The organism is Streptomyces sp. NBC_01454, assembly GCF_036227565.1.
Lineage (GTDB): Bacteria > Actinomycetota > Actinomycetes > Streptomycetales > Streptomycetaceae > Streptomyces.
Window position 1 is genome coordinate 8,242,270 of record NZ_CP109460.1, and the last position, 20,380, is coordinate 8,262,649.

At 71.2% G+C, this 20,380-nt stretch carries 6 protein-coding genes; 1 reads left to right on the forward strand and 5 read right to left on the reverse strand.

The window, feature by feature from the left end:
- The first annotated feature begins 83 nt into the window (after positions 1-83).
- On the forward strand, positions 84-2,903 hold the full coding sequence (locus OIU81_RS36250; RefSeq protein WP_329154660.1) for a LuxR C-terminal-related transcriptional regulator: 2,820 nt from the start codon (positions 84-86) through the stop codon (positions 2,901-2,903).
- A gap of 71 nt (positions 2,904-2,974) precedes the next feature.
- Here OIU81_RS36250 and OIU81_RS36255 read toward each other — a convergent pair whose 3' ends face one another.
- From OIU81_RS36255 to OIU81_RS36275, 5 genes are all read right to left on the reverse strand, one after another.
- Positions 2,975-5,053 (reverse strand): oxidoreductase, encoded by a 2,079-nt coding sequence (locus OIU81_RS36255; protein WP_329154662.1) that lies wholly within the window; start codon positions 5,051-5,053, stop codon positions 2,975-2,977.
- Between the two features lie 21 nt (positions 5,054-5,074).
- The gene (locus OIU81_RS36260) at positions 5,075-5,917 is read right to left on the reverse strand and encodes an SDR family oxidoreductase (RefSeq protein ID WP_329154663.1); all 843 of its coding nucleotides are present in this window, start codon (positions 5,915-5,917) and stop codon (positions 5,075-5,077) included.
- The gene (locus OIU81_RS36265; protein WP_329155601.1) at positions 5,914-7,080 is read right to left on the reverse strand and encodes an acyl-CoA dehydrogenase family protein; all 1,167 of its coding nucleotides are present in this window, start codon (positions 7,078-7,080) and stop codon (positions 5,914-5,916) included. The genes OIU81_RS36260 and OIU81_RS36265 overlap by 4 nt, the downstream gene beginning before the upstream one ends.
- A gap of 23 nt (positions 7,081-7,103) precedes the next feature.
- Positions 7,104-10,106, reverse strand: coding sequence for a 3-phosphoshikimate 1-carboxyvinyltransferase (aroA, locus tag OIU81_RS36270; RefSeq protein ID WP_329154666.1), 3,003 nt, complete (start codon positions 10,104-10,106; stop codon positions 7,104-7,106).
- Between the two features lie 127 nt (positions 10,107-10,233).
- Positions 10,234-20,319, reverse strand: coding sequence for a type I polyketide synthase (locus tag OIU81_RS36275; RefSeq protein WP_329154668.1), 10,086 nt, complete (start codon positions 20,317-20,319; stop codon positions 10,234-10,236).
- Positions 20,320-20,380 lie beyond the last annotated feature (61 nt).

The following is a 20,380-nucleotide window of genomic DNA, read 5'->3' on the forward strand; positions in this document are numbered from 1 at the left end:
TCATTCCTCGATGCGCATCACATCGCGCATCCAAGCCAATAGTGCGCTGCTGACTTGCAGTTGTGTCTTGCGAGAGGACCCCCGTGAGCGACATCCTTGAAGTAGTCCTGTCGAAACATGCAACCCCGGAGTTCAAGAACTGGCAGAAAAATGGGGGACTCCTCTTCCTTCGTGGACCGAAATGCGCAGGGAAGACCACCACGCTCAACCGGATCTGCGCATCGGAAGCAGAGTCCGGAGTGCTGAGCCTGTGGGCGACGGGCTGGCTGAACGAGTACGGTTCCCCCTTCGGAGTCCTGCAGCAGATCCTGGACCAGTTGGACGCGGCGGACGAGTGCGGAGACCAACCGAACAGATCCGGCCCCTCGTCGTCCCTCGCGGATCGTCGAGGGCACCCGTCCGGCGTGACCTATGAGTGGGTGTACGCCCGGCTGTTGAAGGTCGCGGCGAAACGTCCCCTGCTCATAGTCGTCGACGACATCAACTATGTGGACGGCCCGTCACAATTGTTCCTGCGCTTCGTGGCGCGGCGACTGAAGGGGACGCGCATCCGGCTGGCCATGGCCGAGCGAACAGGATGCGCCCTTTCGTTCTGCGACGACCTGCGCACGGACATCCTGCGACTGCCGTACACCAGCCTGGTCCGGCTGCGGCTCCTGGGACGCAAGCAGATCGCCCGGTCTCTCACCGAGCACGTCCCGCAATTCCGCGCTTCCTTCCCGTGCTCGGCAGCGAACCGCATGGCCGATGACATCCATGACCTGACCGGCGGCAACCTGCTCCTCGTCGACGTTCTGATGCGGACGTGGCTCACGACGGCCGATCCGAAGCGGAAGGAGCTGACCGTCGACACTGCCTTCCACGACTGTGTACGGGGCATGATCAGCGACACGGACATGCCCGGCATGCTCAGCGGCGCCCACGCGGTGGCCGTCCTCGGCGACTTCGCCTCCCTGCCACGGCTGGCCCGACTGCTCGGGATCGACATCACCAGGGCCAGCAGGGTCTTCGGCGCGCTCAACGACCTCGGCATGCTGGCCGGCGACTGCCTGCGGCCCGAAATGCGCCGAGCGTTACTCCAGGACGAGAGTTTCACCGCGCGTGGAGAGCTGCATCTGCGGGCAGCACATGTCCTTTTCGAGGACAGCGCGCCCCTGGCACAGGTCGTGGAGCACCTCACCGCGGTGGGGAGGATCGGCGCGCCGTGGGATCTGCCACTTGTCCTGAGCCTCGTCAACCAGGCCCTGAAGAGCGGCAGTACGGACGTGGCCAGTGGGCTGCTCAAGCTGGCCAAGATCTCCGCCGTCGGCCCCGAAGAGCGCTCCGCCGTGGAGATGATGCTGCTGCGCACCACCTGGCTGACCGACCCCGGGCTGGTGGCCTCCCTGTTGCCGACGCTGGGCCGCGCTGCCTTCCGCGGTGTCCTGAACGCGACGGACCTGGCGTTCCTGGTGCGCGCGGCGCTGTGGCACGGCTTGACAGAGCTCGCCGCAGAGTTGATGCCCCTGATGCGTGAGAAAGCTCCGCAGCCCCCCTATCCGGCCGAGGTCGGTCTCGCGGAAGCGCTCTACAGCCTGTGGAGCGGCGCGCCGATGAACTGGGCGACGTTGGAACTGTCCTCTTCGAGTGAGGCCGACGAGCGTTATGGGCCGGGTGCCGACGTGCATTCGCTGCTCACCGGTCTGCGCAAAATCCATGACCCGATGAATGAGCGCGGCCGGGACCAGGCGATTTTCTGGGCCGAGCAGGTGCTCCAGGGCATCCGAGTCCAGTCCTCCGCGGTGGAAAGCCTGCTGTTCGCCTCCACCGTGCTGGAAAGTATGGGCTCACTGCCCGCCGCGCGGCCGTGGTTCACCCACCTGTCGGAGGCGCTCGAAGCGCATCCGTCGCCGCTGTGGGAGGCGCTTGTGTCTGTTTTCCAGGCGAAGATCTCGTTGGAGCTCGGTGACCTCGGCTCCGCGTACCGGCTGATCCAGAAGGCGCTCGCGCGCAAGCCCTGGCATGAATGGGGTGCGCCGATCGCCGGTATCGCGGCGCTGCTGGTCCAGACTCTGACTGAGATGGGCAGGCCGCAGGAGGCCGCAGAGGTGCTCGACCGTCCCATTCCCCCGGCGGCGTACCAGGGATGTGGCGGTCTGAAGTACGTACACGCACGTGGCAGGTACCACCTGGCGACCGGTCGGCTGCACGCGGCGTTGGCCGACTTCGAGTCATGCAGGGACATGAGTGCCTCCCTGTGGATCGAGATGCCTGTGCTCGCCGACAAGACCCACTTGATGGTGCCCTGGCGCTGCGGGATGGCGGAGGCATATCTGGCCCTCGGGGACGTGGCGGGCGCCCGGGAAGCTCTCCAGCAACAGCTGAAACAGCCACCCAAGGAGGAGTCGTCCGTCCACGGGACCACGCTGCGCCTCCTGGCCAGGACCACCAAGGACGACGCCCAGCGGCTCTCCCTGCTGAAGAGCTCCGCGGACACACTGGAACGCCATGGAAGCAGGTTGCAGCTCGCGTACACGCTGACCGAGCTCGCCGCCGCCTACCGGGAGACCGCGCGACTGAACCTCGCCCGGACCACGTCGAAGCGGGCCCGGCGCATGGCCGAGCAGTGCGAGGCAGGCCGGCTGCTCGATCTCGTCACCGCGGACGCCCACGGGGCCGGTCGGGAAAAACACCAGGTCCGCCACCACCCGGAACTCGCCGAACTCAGCTCCGCCGAACGGCGCGTGGCGGTCCTGGCGATCTTGGGACACACGAACCGGGAGATTTCCGGGAAGCTGTTCATCACCGCCAGCACGGTGGAGCAGCACCTGACGCGCATCTACCGAAAACTCCAGGTACAGCATCGCGAGGACCTGCTGGACAAGTTCTCCACCGTGTTCATGGCCCTCGAACAGAGCGGCTGAGACCGACCCGTCCCGGAGTGTGGGGGAGTCGAGTCCGCTCCCTTCTTGTCTCCCCCCACTCCCGCACGTCCTCACCCCACGGTGACGCGGGTGATCCGGTGCGCCGCTCGCAGGCCTTCCGCTGTGGCGCGTACGGCGTTGAGCCCGTCCGTTCCCGCGGCGCCGCCCGCGGTGACGACCGGGACACCGGCCTCGCGCAACGGCGGGACCAGGTCCCGTACCGGGACCTGACCGACGGCAAGCACGACGTGGTCGGCGTCGAGGGAGCGGTCTTTGCCGTCCGCGTCGGCGACGATGACGCCGGCGGGTGTGATCTCCCGGTAGGTCACGCCGGTGAGCATCCGCACACCGGCGGACCTCAGGTTCCGCATGACGACCCAGCGGGTGCTGGGGCCGATGCCCGCTCCGATCCGCCGGCCACGCCGCACCAGCGTCACCTCGCGCAGCGCGCTGCGGACGGCGGGTTCCGTCTCGGGCCGCGGAGTGTTCTCGGCCACGCCATGCCGGGCCAGGAACTCCTCCGGCGTCACCTTGGCATCCGGTTCGGTGGTCAGGGTGTGCGCCAGATCGACTGCGATACCGCCCCCGCCGATGATGACGGTCCGTCCGTGGAGCGCTTCGGGATCGGCGAACGCCTGTGCGTAGTCCCGTACATGGGGCAGCTCCGCGCCGGACAGGGACAACCTGGCGGGGAGCACACCGGTGGCCAGCACCACACCGTCGAACGACCGCAGCTCCGGGACATCCCTGCGGCCGATGCGACGGCCCAGGTGCAACGGCACGCCGGCTTCGCGTAGTTCCCGCACGTGGTGGCGGATGGTCTCGGCGAATTCCGCCTTTCCCGGCACCTGGGAGGCCAGCCGGAATTGACCGCCGACGTGGGCCGCCGCTTCGTACACCTCGACCTGGTGGCCGAGGCCGACCAGCGTGCGGGCGGCCTCCAGTCCGGCGATGCCCGCACCGATCACGGCATAGCGGCCGAACGGCCCACTGTGGTGGCGGGTCGACCGTGGTGGGGGAAACTCCTCTTCGTGTCCGGCTCTGGGGTTGACAAGGCAGGACACCCTTTCGGTGCCGAAGGAGCGGTCGATGCACGCCTCGTTGCAGGCGATGCACGGATTGACCTGGTCGGGGCGGCCGGCGGCCGACTTGGCGACGATCTCCGGGTCGGCCAGGAACGGCCGCGCCATGGCCACGAAGTCCAACTCGCCCCCGGACAGGGCTTCGTCGGCCTGCGCGAGGTGGTGGAAGCGGTTGGAGGCGATCACCGCGACATCCTTGTGGCCGACGGCCAGCAGTGCGCGTTTCAGTGCCTTGCCGCCGGCCGCCCAGGTACCGGCGGGGACCTGGGACTGCACGGTGGGCACCGATGACTCGTGCCACCCCACGCCGACGGAGAGCGCATCGGCCCCGGCCTCGGCAAGCGCCACCGCGAGCGCGGTGACCTCGCCGGGCGGAGTGCCACCTGTCACCAGATCGTTCCCGGAGATGCGGAAGAGCACCGGGAAGTCCCGGCCTACGGCGGCGCGGACCCCGCGCAGCACCTCCAGCGGAAACCTGCGCCGTCGTTCGGCGTCACCGCCCCACGCGTCGTCGCGCAGGTTGGTCAGCGGGGCCGTGAACTGGTTGATCAGATAGCCCTCGGACCCCATCACCTCCACGGCGTCGAACCCGAGGGCGCGTGCGGTGCACGCACCCTCGGCGAAGTCGTCGATCGTGGTGGTGATGTCCCTGGAGGTCATCTCCCGGGGGGTGCAGCGGGAGAAGCCGCTGTACACCGGCGACGGGGCGACGGGGCGGCCGACCCCCTCGCGGGCGCCGGGCTGGGCGTACCGCCCGGCGTGAAAGAGCTGGAGAGCGATCCGTCCACCGCGGTCGTGCACCGCACGCACCGCCGCCGAGAGGGCCGCCCTGTCCCGGGAGTCGCCGATCACCCCGTACCCCGGGCCGCCCGCGCCCACGGCGTTCACTGCCACGCCTCCGGTGACGATGAGCGCCGCGCCCGCGGCCGCGCGCTCGGCGTAGAACGCGGCCAGGGCCGCGCCGTCATCGTCTCTGGTCTCCAGGTTGAGGTGCATGGCGCCCATGACGATGCGATGCGGCAGCATCATGGTGCCGATGGCGCCGGCCCGGAAGACATGGTCGTACATCTCGCACGCCCCTCTTCCCTCTCAGGATTCCCGTGTCGGGCGGGGCGGCAGCCGCAGCGCTTCGCCGGCGTCCGCGAAGAACGGCGGTGCGACCACGCTCAGGCCCCCGTCGACGACCAGCGTCTGGCCGGTGACATATCCGGCGCCCTCACCCAGCAGGAAGGCGACGGTGTCGGCCATCTCCTGGACGGTGCCGGGTCGCCCGGCAGGGATGCGATCCAGGACGCCGCGCATGTCGGGCATGCCCTCGATGCCGTAGAAGTAGGCGAGCGAGTCGGAATCGATCAGGCCGCCGTTCACCGCATTGACGTTGATGCCGTACGGCGCGAACTCGACCGCCATGTAACGCACCCAGGCCTCGATCGCCGCCTTCATCCCGCCGAGTGCGGCGTATGTCGGGTAGGCGCGGACCGATCCGTAGGACGACAGCGCGACGATCCGGCCGCCGTCGTCCATGAGCCTGACCGCCTGCTGGGCGCCGAGCACGAAGGGGCGCAGGTTCATGGCGTAGGAGCGGTCCAGGTGGTGCTGGCCGAGGTCGAGGATGTTCTTGAAGACGCTGGCGGCGGCGTTGGAGACGAAGTGGTCCAGGCGTCCGTAGCGACGAGCGACCTCGTCGAACAGTGCCGTGACGCCTTCCGCCGTCTCGACGTCGGCCTGGACGGCACAGCCCCGGCCGCCGGCCTCCTCAACGTCGGCGACGGTCTTCTCGGCCAGTTCGGCGTTCTTCTTGTAGTTGACGACCACGGTGCCGCCCTGGCGGGCCAGGGTGAGCGCGAGGGCGCGTCCGATGCCGCGCGAAGCGCCCGTGATGAGGGAGATCTTGGCGCCGCCGGTCGCGTTGTCCTGTCGGATGTCGTTCATCGCGCGGCTCCTGTGGTGACGGTCGCGGCCTGCCGCAGCAGTTCGCGGAAGACGACGGCTTTTTGCACCTCGTTGGAGCCCTCCTCGAAGCGCTGCGCGCGGGCGTCACGGTAGACACGCTCGATCTTCTGGGACTTCCAGTAGCCGAGCCCGCCGTGGATCTGCAGCGCCTTGTCGGTGACGGTGGTCAGCATCGTCACCGCGTGCATCTTGGCCATCGAGGACTGCATGGACGCGTCGTCGGCGCCCTCCTCGAAGCGGCGCGCGGCGTGCAGCACGAGCTGTCGGGCCGCCTCGATGTCCGCCGCGTTCTCGGCGAGCATGAACTGAATGGCCTGACGCTGTGTCAGCGCTTTGCCGAAGGTCACCCGGGAGCGGGCGTAGTCGACGGCGAGCTGCTGGGCGCGTTGGGCGAGGCCGACGCAGCTCATCGCGACGGATATCCGCGACGGGGTGAGGAATCCGCCGAGAAACACCTCCAGCCCCTGGCCCTCCTCGCCGAGCCGGTGGTCCACGGGCACGGGGGTGCGGTCGAAGACGATCGAGGCGTGGTCGGTACCGGTGACGCCCATCGTGTGGGAGGAGTCTTCGGCCCGTACTCCGGGCGCGTTCCGTGGCACCAGCAGGGCGACTGTGCCCTCGTGGCCCGTGGTGCCCGCGACACGGGCCGCCAGGAGGTAGTGGTCGCAGCGCATCCCGAACGTGATCAAGTGCTTGCGGCCCGACAGGTAGTAGGTGCCGCCCTCGCGGACCACCGAGGTCGTGATGTCCGCTCCGGTGCCGTTGCCCGGCTCGGTCAGGGCGAAGGCGATCTTGATCTCGCCCAGGACAGCCGGCACGACGAACCGCTTGCGCTGTTCATCGGAGGCGTGCCCGTCCATCGACCGCCAGATGCCGTTGACGACGTGCACGATCATGCGCAGGGAACCGTGGGAGCGGGAGAAGATCTCCATCAGCTCCATCCACTGGGTGAACCCGAGGCCCTGGCCGCCGTACTCCACCGGGGCGGCGAGCCGCAGGAACCCGAGCTCGTTGAGCTCGGTCCACACCGCCTCGGGTACCTCCCCGGTCTCCTCGAGGTGTTCGGCCCAGCGCTCGCCCGGGCCTGCCACCCACTGCTCGACCGCGGCACGGACTTCTTTGAACTGCTGCTCGTCCATCATCTGTCGCACTCCGTCTTCTCCTGTCATTGCGCGGTATGGGGGCGCAGGTGGCGCGCCCTGTCCCGCAGTTCGAACTTCTGGACCTTGCCGATCGGGTTACGTGGGAGATCCGGGACGAGCTGGAGCCGTTCCGGCCAGTACTGCTTGGCTGCCTGGTGCCCGTCCAGGTAGCGGCACATCTCCTCGAAGCCGAGCAGCGCGCCGTCCTTGAGAACGACGAACGCACAGGCACGCTCACCGAGACGCTCGTCGGGCATGGCCACGATGGCCACGTCGTCGACGGCGGGGTGACCGAACAGCAGCTGCTCCATCTCGGCGACGGGGATCTTCTCGCCGCCGCGGTTGATCACGTCCTTGACCCGGCCGGTGATACGGACGTAGCCCGACTCGTCGATCACCGCGAGGTCGCCGGTGCGGAACCAGCCATCCGGGGTGAAGGCCGCCGCGGTCAGGTCGGGACGGTCGAGATAGCCCTCGAACGTCGTCTGCGAGAGAATCTCGAAGTTGCCCTCGGCGCCCGGTGTCAGCACCTCGCCCTGGTCGTCGGTGACCCGCAGCCGTACGCCGTCGAGGACGCGCCCGTCGGTGCCCCAGCGCAGCTCCGGTGCGTCGGTCGGCGTGGACAGCGCGCCGAGGCAGGTTTCGGTGGTGCCGAAGGCGCCGCACACCTTCGTGCCCAACACCCCGCTCGCGTGCTCGGCCAGCGAGCGGGGCACGGTGGCGCCGGTGGCCACGAAGATCCGCAGATGCCGGGGCGCCTCGCCGATCTCCTCGACCGCTTTCACCAGGTCGGCCAGGAACGGCGTGGCGGCCTGGACGAACGTCGCCCGGTGCGTGTTCAGCGAGATGACGGCGCGCCGCGCGTCCCACTCGGACTGCAGGATCTGGGGCACGCCCAGCACGGTCGCCAGCGTCATCCCGTACAGGAACCCGGTCTGGTGGGCGAGCGGAGAAGGCACCCAGACGGCGTCCTCGGGACCGAGGCCGAGATGCCGGATCTCCATCGAGACAGCCCGGACCAGGTTCGAGGACGACTGCATCACCCCCTTGGGCTCGCCGGTGGTGCCCGAGGTGAACAGCAGCTGTGCCGTCGCCGCGGCCATCGGGTGGATCGCGTCGAGGGCCGCCCGGTCGACCGTCGTCGTCTTCAGGGCGGTCCCCCAGTCGTGCAGGCGGACGCCGTCGGGGGGCGGCTGTGGCAGTCGGCTGCTGCCGCCCGACCGGGCCAGCACCACGACATGCTCCAGGTCTGCCGTGCCCTCGCCACCGGCGCCGGCGAGGGCGAGGGCCTCCTCCGCGGGGCGCCGGGACCGGTACTCGTCCATGACGACGAGGACGCGGGCCCCGGAGCGGCTCAGGACGAAGCCGAGTTCGCGTTCCCGGAAGAACGGGATGATCGGGCAGCAGACGGCGCCGACCCGCAGGGCCGCCAGCGACAGCACCACGAACTCCAGGCGGTTGGGCAGCTGGTACGCCACGTTCTCGCCCGGCCGCACGCCGAGTTCGAGCAGCAGCGCGGCGGCCTTGTCCACCTGGCCGGCCAGCTCGCTCCAGGTGACGACAGAGTCGCCGTCCGGGCGTACGTCCACGAGGGCGGTGTCACCGGGGCGGGACGCGGCGTGCCGGGCCAGCCACTCCGGCAGGGTGACCGTGCAGGCGTAGTCCGGGTCCGCGACGGGCTGGACGGGTTTGCGGGCACGGCTCCTGACGGAGCGTCCGGGGCCCTTCTCCACCGACGTCGGTACGCCGACGGCGTTCATCATGTCGAGGAAGCCCGGATACGAGATGCGGTAGGCGTGAGGGTACGACAGCGTGGAGTGGCCCCGGGCGCGCGAGGAGGCGACGGCCAGCGACATCAGCACCCGGTGGTCGTTGTACGACGACAGCTCCGCGCCGACCAGACCCTCCACCCCGGTCACCCTCAGGGTGTCGTCGGCCAACTCCAGTTCGCCGCCCATGGAGTTGAGCTGGAGCATCACGCCGGCCCGGTCGGACTCCTTCAGCCGGGTGTGCGCGACGTTGTGGAACACCGACTCGCCGTGGGCGAAGGTGGCGAGGGCGGAAAGGATCGGAAGCATGTCCGGTACGTCACGGCAGTCGACGTCGACGGCCTTCAGCAGGGGGGCGTCCTGCTGGATCCGGACACCGCCGGCCGCCGGGTCCAGTTCCATGGGGACGCCCATCGAGCGTGCTATGTCGATGAAGTGGAACTCGGGGTGGTCGGCGGGGCCACCGGTCAGGCTCGGTATACCGCGCAGGAGTACGTCGCAGGGGTGCAGCGCGGCGGTGGCGATACCGAAGGCCGCGGAACCGATGTCGGGGGGCAACGTCAGCTCGGTGGGCCGCACGCTCTGGTGCGGCGCCACGTCGAAGCGCCGCCAGTCGGGGGCCACGGTCACTTCCAGGCCGAACTGCCGCATCATCGCGACGGTCAGCTCCAGATAGGTGCGTTCATTGAGCGCGCCCGTCACGGTGATGGTGGTGGGGCCGGTGGCGAACGGCGCGAGCAGCAGCAGTCCGGATATCCACTGGGACAAGGTGCCCGGAATGGTCACCTCGCCGCCCGTGGGCCGATTGCTCCGGACATGAATGGGCGGGCAGTCATTTGCCGATTCCAGGCGTACGCCCATCTGTTCCAGTGCGCGCAGCAGCGGGCCCACGGGGCGGTTCCGAAAGTATTTCTGCCCGGTGATCGTGACCGCGCGGTGCGACAGGGAAGCGAGCCCGATCATGAAATAGAGGGTGGTGCCGGAGCTTCCGGCCGAGACGGTGCCCTGGACCGGCCGGTAGTGGCCGCCGAGCCCCCGCACCACAAAGGTGTCGCCCTCGCGGACGATCTGTACGCCGAGGTCGCGCAGCAGCCGAACGGTGTACTCGACGTGCCGGGCATCGGACAGGCCGTGGATCCGGCTCTCTCCGTCCGCGAGCGAGGCGAGGATCAGCGCACGGTGTGCATGATATTTAGAGTTCGGTACGAGGATTTCGCTGGAAATCCGGTGCTGAACTCCCTTGACGAGAAGATGCATGGGATATGTTCACTCCTAGATATTTCGCAAATCCTCTTGATGAATGCTCTCCGGTATCGGACCGATTCGCTATCCCCTAGGGGCCCCTAATGCTGCGGGGCGGACCGCTCATATGCGGGACCGGGAACTAGTCGAAATGCTTCTCGACGAATGCGAGCAGTTCTTCGGCGGTCGCCGATTCGATGGCGTCCGTGGCCGGGTCCGACAGCCGGCTCTCGGGTGGGGCCGTCGTACGGTCGAGCCGGGCGAGCAGGGCGTCGAGCCGGGAGCCGAACCGCGCGCGGGCGCCCTGGCTGTGCGCGCCGTCCAGCAGGGTGTTCTCCAGCCAGTCGAGCTTCTCCAGGATCTCGTTGGTGAGGGCGTCCCGGTCGGGTTCGAACTGGTCGCAGAGGAAGTCGGCCACCTCCGCGGGACTCGGATGGTCGAAGACGAGGGTGGTCGGCAGCGCGAGGCCGCTGACCACGCCGAGCCGGGCGCGCAGTTCGACGGCCATGAGGGAGTCGAACCCCATGTCGGTGAAGGCGCGGTCCACGGCGACGGCCTGCGACGTGGCATGGCCCAGCACCCCCGCGACCTCCGCGCGCACCAGATCCAGCGCCGCGCCGCGCCGCGTCACGGCATCCAGGGCCGCGAGGCGCTCGGCCTGTTCCGTCCGGGCGGGGGCCTCGCCGGCCGCAGCGGCGGGCTCCGTCAGGTGCCGGAGCAGAGGGCTGGGGCGGTTGCTGGCGAAGACGCGGGCGAAGCGGTCCCAGTCGACGTCGACGACCGTGACCGTCGTGTCGTCGTGCTCCAGGGCCTGAGTGAGGGCGGCGGTGGCACCTTGGGGTGACAGGGCGCTGACACCGCGGCGCCGCATCTCCTCCTGGAAGCGGTCGTCCGCCATGCCGCCCCCGCTCCAGGGTCCCCAGGCGACAGCCGTGCCGACGGCGCCGCGTGCCCGACGCCGCTCGACCAGTGCGTCCAGGTGAGCGTTGGCGGCGGCGTACGGGCCGTTGCCCGCGCTGCCCCAGGTGCCGGCGATGGAGGAGTAGACGACGAACGCCGCCAGGTCGTCCCCCAGCACGTCGTCGAGGATTTCCGCGGCGGTGACCTTCGCGTCGGTCACCGCCGAGAAGCCGTCCCCGACGAGTTCCGTCAACGGCTGTTCGGCGGCGACACCCGCCGCGTGCACCACCGCGCGGACGGGGGTGCCCTCAGCGGCGAGGCCCTCGGCCAGCCGGCCGACGGCGTCGCGGTCGGTCACGTCGCAGGCCGTCAGGTCGACCGTCGCGCCGAGCGTCTCCAGTTCGGCGCGTAGTTCCTCGGCGCCGGGAGCGGCGGGACCGCGACGGCTGACGAGGACCAGCCGGGAGGCACCCCGCGAGGCAAGCATGCGGGCGGTGTGCGCACCGAGCGCTCCGGTACCGCCGGTGATCAGCACCGCCCCGTCCGTCCACCGGTCCGCACCAGGTGCGCGGGCGTCGGCGCCCGGGGCGTTGTGCGTGTCGGCAGGGGTGAGGCGACGTGCACGCACGCCGTCCCCGCGTAGTGCCACCTGGTCCTCCCCGGCGGTCCCGGAAAGGACGGCGGCCAAGCCGGCCGGCTCCCCTTCGGCGGGGAGATCGATCAAACCGCCCCACAGTGCCGGGTGTTCGAGGGCGGCGACGCGACCGAGGCCCCAGACCTGGGCGTGCCAGGGGTTTGGTGCGGTGTCCGCCGGCCCGGTGCGTACGGCGCCCCGCGTCAGCGTCCACAGACGGGTCGATACGTCCGCGTCGTGCAGGGCCTGCAGGAGCACCACGGTGGCCAGGGCCCCGGCCGCGACGCCGCGGTGCCTGGTGTCCTCGCCGCCGGACTCCGCCAGCAGGGACACCGTCCCCGCCACCGTGCCGTCGGCGGCCGCGGCAAGTTCCTTCGCCAACGTCGCGCGGTCCGTGCGGTGCGGATCGATGGTGATGACCCGGGGGTTCGCACCTGCGGCGGCGAGCGCCCGCCGCACGGCGTCGGCCGTCGTGGTGTCGGCGGCCTCCCTGGGTACGACGATCCACCATGTGCCGTCGAGCGCCACGGCCGTGTCGTCCGTGGGCAGCCGGTCCCAGGCGACGCGGTAGCGCCAGCCTGCGGCCTGAGCGAGCGTGGTGCTGGTGCGGTGCCAGTCCTGCAGAACCGGCAGCGCGGCCCGCAGGGACGTCTCCGCGTCGAGACCGAGGGTGCGGGTCAGGCCGTCGAGGTCCTGGTTTTCGACAGCCTGCCAGAACCGTGCCGTCGTCGCGTCGTCCACGGAGCCGGTGCCCCGGCCCGCCGCCGCGTCCTCGTCCAGCCAGTAGCGCTCGTGCTGGAAGGAGTACGTGGGGAGCCGGACCTGCCTGCCCTCCCCGAGCGCCGCCGTCCAGTCGACGGACACGCCGTGGGCGTGCCCGGCGCCGAGCGCCGTGACCAGGGTGCGTACCTCGGGGTGATCGCGTCGCGTGGAGGCGAGGACCGGCTTCTCCGTCCCTGCCAGCGGCGCCAGCGCGGCGTCCGGGCCGAGTTCGACGAGCACGTCGGCGCCGTCCAGGCCGCTGAGGGCGTCGGCGAAGCGTACGGCGTGTCGGGCGCTTGCCACCCAGTACGCGGGCGTGGCGAAGGAGAGGTCGGTGGCGGCGGCGGGGACGACCGGGATGGTCGGAGCACGGAAGGTGAGGCTCTCGACCACCTCGGCGAAGTCGCCGAGCATCGGCTCCATGAGCGGTGAGTGGAAGGCGTGGCTCACCCTCAGCCGGGTCGTCCTGCGGCCGAGCCCGCGCCAGTGGTCGGCGATCCGCAGCACGTCGGCCTCCGTCCCGGAGACGACGACGGCCTCGGGGCCGTTGACGGCGGCGATCGCCACGTCGGGTACGTCCGCGAGGCTCGCGGCCACCTCCTCCTCGCCTGCGGCGATCGCGACCATGGCCCCGCCCTCCGGCAGTGCCTGCATCAACCGGCCCCGCGCCACCACCATCCGCGCCGCGTCCGGCAACGACAGGACACCCGACACACACGCGGCGGTGATCTCTCCCACCGAATGCCCCAGCAGCACGGAGAACTCCACGCCCCACGACTGCCACAACCGCGCCATCGCCACCTCGAACGCGAACAGCGCCGGCTGCGCGAACTCCGTCCGCTCCAACGCCTCCGCGGGTCCCGACCACATCACCTCCCGCAACGACCGCCCCAACAACGGATCCACCACCGCGCACACCTCGTCCAGCACGGCGGCGAACACCGGGAAACGCCCCGCCAGCTCACGCCCCATACCCGACCGCTGCGCACCCTGACCGGAGAACAGGCCCGCCACCCGCCCGCGTCCGGCCGTTCCGGTGGACACCGCCCGGCGCGGCGTCGTCGCGGCCGGGTCCGCGAGTGCGGCGAGGGCGTCGAGCAGCTCCTGCCGGTCCTCGGCCACCAGGACCGCCCGATGGTCGTGAAGGGACCGGGTCGTGACCAACGACCGGGCCACATCGGCCGGTTCGAGCCCCGGGCGGCCGAGCAGGTGGGAGTGCAGGGCACGGGCCTGTGCCGGGAGTCCGGCCGCGCTGCGGGCGGTGAGCACATACGGCAGCGGAGTCCGGGCCGCGGCGGCGTCCGACGTGTCCAGGGGAGTGCCGCTCTCGGCGGACTTGCCGTGCACAGGAGTTCCCCCGGTGGACTCGCCGTCGAGGGGATCGCCCTCCTCCAGCACGATGTGGGCGTTCGTGCCGCTGATTCCGAACGAGGACACCCCGGCCAAGCGCGGCCGGTCGCCTCGGGGCCAGGGGCGTTCCTCGGTGAGGAGTCGCACGGCCTCCGACGACCAGTCCACCTCGGGTGACGGCGTGTCGGCGTGCAGCGTGCGGGGCAGCAGTTCGTGCCGCAGCGCCTGCACCATCTTGATCACACCGCCGACTCCGGCCGCCGCCTGTGCGTGGCCGATGTTCGACTTGAGTGACCCGAGGTACAGCGGCCGCTCCGCCTCGCGCTCCCGGCCGTAGGTCGCGATCAGGGCCTGGGCCTCGATCGGGTCGCCCAGCCGGGTGCCGGTGCCGTGCGCCTCGACCGCGTCGACCTCGGTGGCGGCGATGCCCGCCTGCGCGAGCGCGGCTTCTACGACGCGTTGCTGCGCGGGACCGCTCGGGGCGGTCAGGCCGTTGGACGCACCGTCCTGGTTGACGGCGGAGCCCTGGACCACGGCGAGGACCTCGTGTCCCAGCCGACGCGCGTCGGACAGCCGTTCCACGACGAGCAGGCCGACGCCCTCCGACCAGCCGGTGCCGTCCGCGTCGGCGGAGAACGACTTGCACCGGCCGTCCACGGCCAGGCCGCCCTGGCGGCTGAACTCGACGAAGATGTGCGGTGACGCCATCACGGTGGCTCCGCCCGCCAGCGCGAGATCACACTCGCCCCGGCGCAGCGCCTGGCCGGCGAGGTGCAGGGCGACCAGCGAGGACGAGCAGGCGGTGTCGAGCGTGACCGCCGGGCCCTGAAGCCCGAGAAGGTAGGAGATACGCCCCGACATGACGCTGTTGCTGTTGGCTATGCCGATGATCCCCTCAAGGCTCTCCGGCGTGCTGCTCAGACGCGACAAGTAGTCGTTGTACATGGTGCCGACGAACACACCGGTCCGGCTGTCGCGCAGTGTGTGGGGAGCGATCCCCGCATGCTCCACGGCTGCCCAGGACGCCTCCAGCAGCAGCCGCTGCTGCGGGTCCATGGCCAGCGCCTCACGGGGCGAGATACCGAAGAAGTCCGCGTCGAATCCGGCGGGATCGTCGAGGAATCCGCCCTCAGTGGTGTACGTGGTACCGGCCCGGGAGCGGTCCGGGTGGTAGAGGCCCGCCAGGTCCCATCCCCGGTCGGTGGGGAACGCGGTGACGGCGTCCCGGCCCTGCGCGACGAGTCGCCACAAATCCTCGGGAGACGCGACGCCGCCCGGGTAGCGGCAGGACATCCCGACGATGGCGAGGGGTTCGTCGGCGACGGCCGTTTTGGGCGTGGCGGGCTGCCGGGGGCGTGGCGACGGCTCGGTGGCAAGCTCGCTCTCCAGGTGCCGGGCGAGCGCGCCGGCGGTCGGATGGTCGAAGACCAGCGTCGCAGGCAGCCGGACACCGGTCGCGGCCGAAAGCCGGTTGCGCAGTTGCACGGACATGAGGGAGTCGAAACCGAACTCGCCCAGCGGGCGCTCCGCGTCGACCGCGCTCAGGTTGTGGTGCCCCACGGCCGAGGCGATCTCGGCCCGTACGAGGTCGGCCAATGCCTTGCCGCGGTCCGCGGCCGGGAGGGTGGCCAGCCTCTCGGCCGTCGATCCGGGCGCGGCCGTCGCGGCGGACGCCGTCGGGTGGCGCGGCGTGGGAGGGAGAGCCGTGAAGAGCGGGGCCGGACGGGTGGCGGCGAACACCGGCAGGAAACGCGGCCACGCCACGTCGGCCAGAACCCGGTTCCCACCGAGGGACACCGCCGTCGACAGCGCCGCCATGGCGTCGTTGACCGGCAGCGGGATGAGGCCCTGGCGTCGCAGCCGTCGCTCCAGGTCGGCGTCGACCATACCGCCGCCCGACCATGGACCCCATGCGAGCGCCGTGCCGGCCAGACCGCGTGCCCGGCGCCGGTCGGCCAGCGCCTCGAGCACGGCGTTGCCCGCCCCGTACGCGCTCTGCCCTGCGCCTCCCCAGACACCGGAGACGGAGGAGAAGACGACGAAGGCGTCCAAGTCGGCTTCGCCGAGCACCTCGTCGAGGACCCGGGCACCGCCCGCCTTGCCCTCCAGCACGGCGTGGAACCGGTCGAGGGTGGTCTCCAGCAACGGTGTCTCGTCGGCGACTCCCGCCGCGTGGAACACCGCGCGGACGGGGGTGCCCGCGTCCGCCGCATCGAGCACCAGCTCGGCCATGGCGGACCGGTCGGCGACATCAGCGGCGACGATCCGCACCGGGGTGCCGGTGGCGGTCAGCTCGGCCAGCAGTTCCTGCGCGCCGGGCGCCTCCGGACCCCGGCGGGAGACGAGCAGCAGGGAGCAGCCGCCGAGCCCCGCGACCCAGCGGGCGACATGACCGCCCAGCGCCCCGGTGCCCCCGGTGATCAGCACTGTGCCGGACGGCGTCCAGTCGGCGGGCGGTTGCGTCGGCCGGTCCGGCTTGATCAGGCGGCGTACGGACACCCCGTCGGACCTGAGGCGAATGTGGTCCTCGCCCGTGCCCGCGGAGAGCAGGCCGGCCAGGCAGTCGAGGTCGGGCCGTGCGCCGGCCGGGGGCAGATCGACCAGGCCGCCCCAGCGGTCCGGGAGTTCCAGGGCCGCCGCCCGGCCTGCGCCCCACACCGCGGCCGTGTCGAGCTCGTCGTCGGACTCATGGGTCAGGCACCACACCGGGGCGTCCACACCGGCGTCGGTGAGCGCCTGCAGCGCGGTGACGAGGATGTCCGGGTGGGCGGCGAACAGCAGCACACCGTCCGGGGCCGTGGCGGTGGGGACGTGTGTGACGTCGGCCAGCCGTGCCACGAGACCGGGGCGGTCCGGGGTGGTGTCGAGATCGACGGCGAGCGTGTGCTCGGCCAGGTCCCGGGTCCAGGAGACGTCCGTCGCCGGTGGCGCAAGGACGATCCACGTGCCGGGGAGCCGGTCGGCACGCGGCGGGTCGGGCAGGAGCTGCCAGGTGACCTCGTAGCCGAGGCGATGGAGGTGCCCGTCCGCCCGTGCCGTCAGCCGGGCGGTGTCAGCCGCCCGCAGCACCAGTTCCCCGATGGTGAGGACGGGGTCCCCGGTGCTGGTGACCGCGTCCAGGCGCATGGTCTCGGCGCCGGTGCTCAGACGTACACGCAGTTCGGAGGCGCCCGGGGAGTGCACGGTGGCCCGGCCGAAGGCGAAGGGCAGCCGGACCTGCTCACCGGAGTCGGCGGCGGCTGCCAGCGGGTGCAGGGCGGCGTCCAGCAGCGCGGGGTGGCAGCCGTACCGGCCGTCGTGGGCCCGCTCGGGGAGGACGACCTCGGCGTACAGCTCGTCGCCGGACCGCCATAGCGCCCGCAGACCGCGGAAGACCGGGCCGTAGCCGTAGCCACGGGCGGCGAGGCTGTCGTAGAGCTCCTCGACCGGCATCTCCTCGGCGCCCTGCGGCGGCCACTGTCCCATGGCCCACTCGGCGTCGGTGGGAGGGTTCCCCTGAGGGGAGGGCTCGGGGGGCTCTGCCACGAGCCTTCCCGTGGCGTACTCCACCCAGTCGCCGTCGGCGTCGCCGCTCCGGCCTCGGATCACCAGCGCGCGCTCCGGCTCGCCCGGCGGTTCGACCCAGACCTGGATGTCGGTGCCGGCGGCGGGCAGGACGAGCGGGGTCTGCACGACGAGGTCGGCGACCTGCCGCCACCCGACCTGCCGGGCGGCCCGCAGGGCGAGTTCCAGGAAGCCGGTACCGGGGAAGATCACGGCACCGGAGACCGCGTGGTCGGCGAGCCAGGGATCCCGGTCGGGCGAGATCCTGCCGGTGAGCACCACGCCGCCCTGGCCCGGCAGTTCCACGATGCCGGACAGCAGGGGGTGGTCCAGCGCGTCGGCACCGGCACTCGTGAGGGCGGGGGGCGCGAGCCAGTAACGCCGGTGCTGGAAGGGGTAGGCGGGCAGGTCGGCACGGGGAGCGGCCGGGAAGAGCGCCGTCCAGTCGACCTCGACGCCGTGCGCATGGGCCTCGCCGAGCGCGGTCAGCAGAGTCAGGGTCTCGTTCTGCTCACGGCGGCAACTCGGCAAAACCGTATGACCGGTGTCGATCAGCGGTGCCAGGGCCGTGTCGGGGCCGATCTCGACGACGACGTCCGCCTCCGCAAGCCGCGCGGCGGCGTCATGGAACCGCACCGCCCGGCGGGCGTGGTCGACCCAGTAGGCAGCGGTGGCGAACGGATGCGTGGTCTCGGCCGACGCCCTCACCGGCAGCGTCGGCTCCCTCCGGTCCAGCTGGTCCGCCACCGCACGGAGCTCGTCCAGAACCGGTTCCATCAACGGCGAGTGGAACGCGTGGCTGACCCGTAGCCGGCTCGTGCGCCGACCACGCTCGCGCCATATCTCGGCGACCCGCTCGACCTCCTCACGGGCACCGGAGACCACCACCGCCTCAGGGCCGTTGACCGCGGCGATGCCCACGAGCGCCGGATCCCCCAGGGTCGCGGCGACATCCTCCTCGCCGGCGGCGACCGCCAGCATCGCTCCGCCCGCCGGCAACTGCTGCATCAGCCGGCCGCGCGCCACGGCCAACCGGGCCCCGTCGCCCAGGGACAACGCCCCGGCCACCACCGCGGCGGCGATCTCCCCCACGGAGTGCCCCGCGAGCACGGAGAATTCCACGCCCCACGACTGCCACAACCGCGCCAACGCCACCTCGAACGCGAACAGCGCCGGCTGCGCGAACTCCGTCCGCTCCAACTGCTCCGCGGGCCCTGACCACATCACCTCCCGCAACGGCCGCCCCAACAACGGATCCACCACCGCGCACACCTCGTCCAGCACGGCGGCGAACACCGGGAAGTCCTCGGCCAGTCGACGGCCCATCCCCACGTGCTGAGCGCCTTGGCCGGAGAACACAGCCGCCACTCGGCCGCCGCCGGCAGCCACGGGAGTGACGTTCCCGAGCCCGGCCAGCACGGCGTCGCGGTCACCCGTGACCGTCGCACGATGCTCGAACGCCGTCCGGTGCACAGCCGACTCCCGCGCCGCCCGCGCGAGGGACAGCTCCGGCCGGGCCGCCAGGTGCTCCCGCAGTGCCGCCGCCTGTGCACGCACGGCCCCCGGCGTCCTGCCCGACAGCACCAGCGGTACCGAGGTCTCCGCCCACGGGGCCGAGGGCTCCGCCTCGTTCTCTCCCGCGGGCTCGGGGACGAACTCCTCCACGATCACATGCGCGTTCGTGCCGCTCATTCCGAAGGAGGACACACCGGCCCGACGCGGGCGGTCCTCGACGCGCTCCCACGCCTGCTCCCGCGCCAGCAGCGCGACCGTCCCCGCGGACCAGTCGACCTCCGTCGACGGACGGTCCGCATAAAGGCTCCGTGGCAGTACGCCGTGCCGCAACGCCTGCACCATCTTGATCACGCCACCGACGCCCGCGGCCGCCTGGGTGTGCCCGAGGTTCGACTTCAACGAACCGAGCCACAGCGGCCGTTGTGCCGAACGCCCCCGGCCGTACGTCGCCATCAGGGCCTGTGCCTCGATGGGGTCGCCCAGCCGCGTTCCCGTCCCGTGCGCCTCCACCACGTCGATCTCGTCCGCGCTCAGACGCGCATTGCGCAGAGCCGAGTCGATGACGCGCTGCTGAGCGGCACCACTCGGCGCCGTCATCCCGTTCGAGGCACCGTCCTGGTTGACCGCGCTGCCCCGCACCACCGCCAGGACCTCGTGCCCCAGCCGCCGCGCGTCCGACAACCGCTCCACGGCCAGCACGCCCACCCCCTCGGACCAGCCGGTTCCGTCTCCGTCGTCGGCGAAGGAGTGACAACGGCCGTCGGTGGACAGCACCCGCTGACGGCTGTACTCGACGAAGAAGGTGGGGCCGGCCATGATCGCAACGCCGCCGGCCAGCGCCAGATCGCACTCGCCCGTGCGGAGCGACTGACATGCCAGGTGCAGGGAGACGAGCGAGGAGGAGCACGCGGTGTCGACGGTGACGGCGGGACCCTCCAGGCCGAAGTGGTAGGCGACCCTGCCGACGGCCATGCTGCCCGCGCTGCCCATGTGGACGTAGCCCTCGAACCCGTCGGGGGCTTGGGTGAAACGGCTGCCGTAGTCGTGGTGCATGACACCTGTGAACACGCCCGTGCGGCTGCCGCGCAGGGTGGCGGGGCGGATGCCTGCGCTCTCCAGCGCCTCCCAGGACGTCTCCAGCAGCAGCCGCTGCTGCGGGTCCATGGCCAGCGCTTCTCGCGGGCTGAGTCCGAAGAAGTCGGCGTCGAAGAGGTCGATGTCGGTGAGGAAGCCGCCTTCGCGGGTGTACGACTTCCCGACGGCGTCCGGGTCGGGGTCGTAGAGGCCGGCCACATCCCAGCCGCGGTCCTGCGGGAAGCCGCTGATGGCGTCGCGCCCCTCCACGACGAGCCGCCACAGGTCATCGGCGCCGTGCACCCCGTCCGGGTACCGGCAGCCGATGCCCACGATCGCGATCGGCTCGTGGTTCTTCGTCTCGGCGTCCCGCAGCCGCGATCGGGTCTTCTGCAGATCGGTGGTGACCTTGCGCAGGTATGCGACGAGCTGGCTTTCGTCTGTTGTCATGGCTTGCACCTATCGGCTTCGCGGCTGTCTGCCCGGAACAGGGCGCGACGGGAACAGGAGT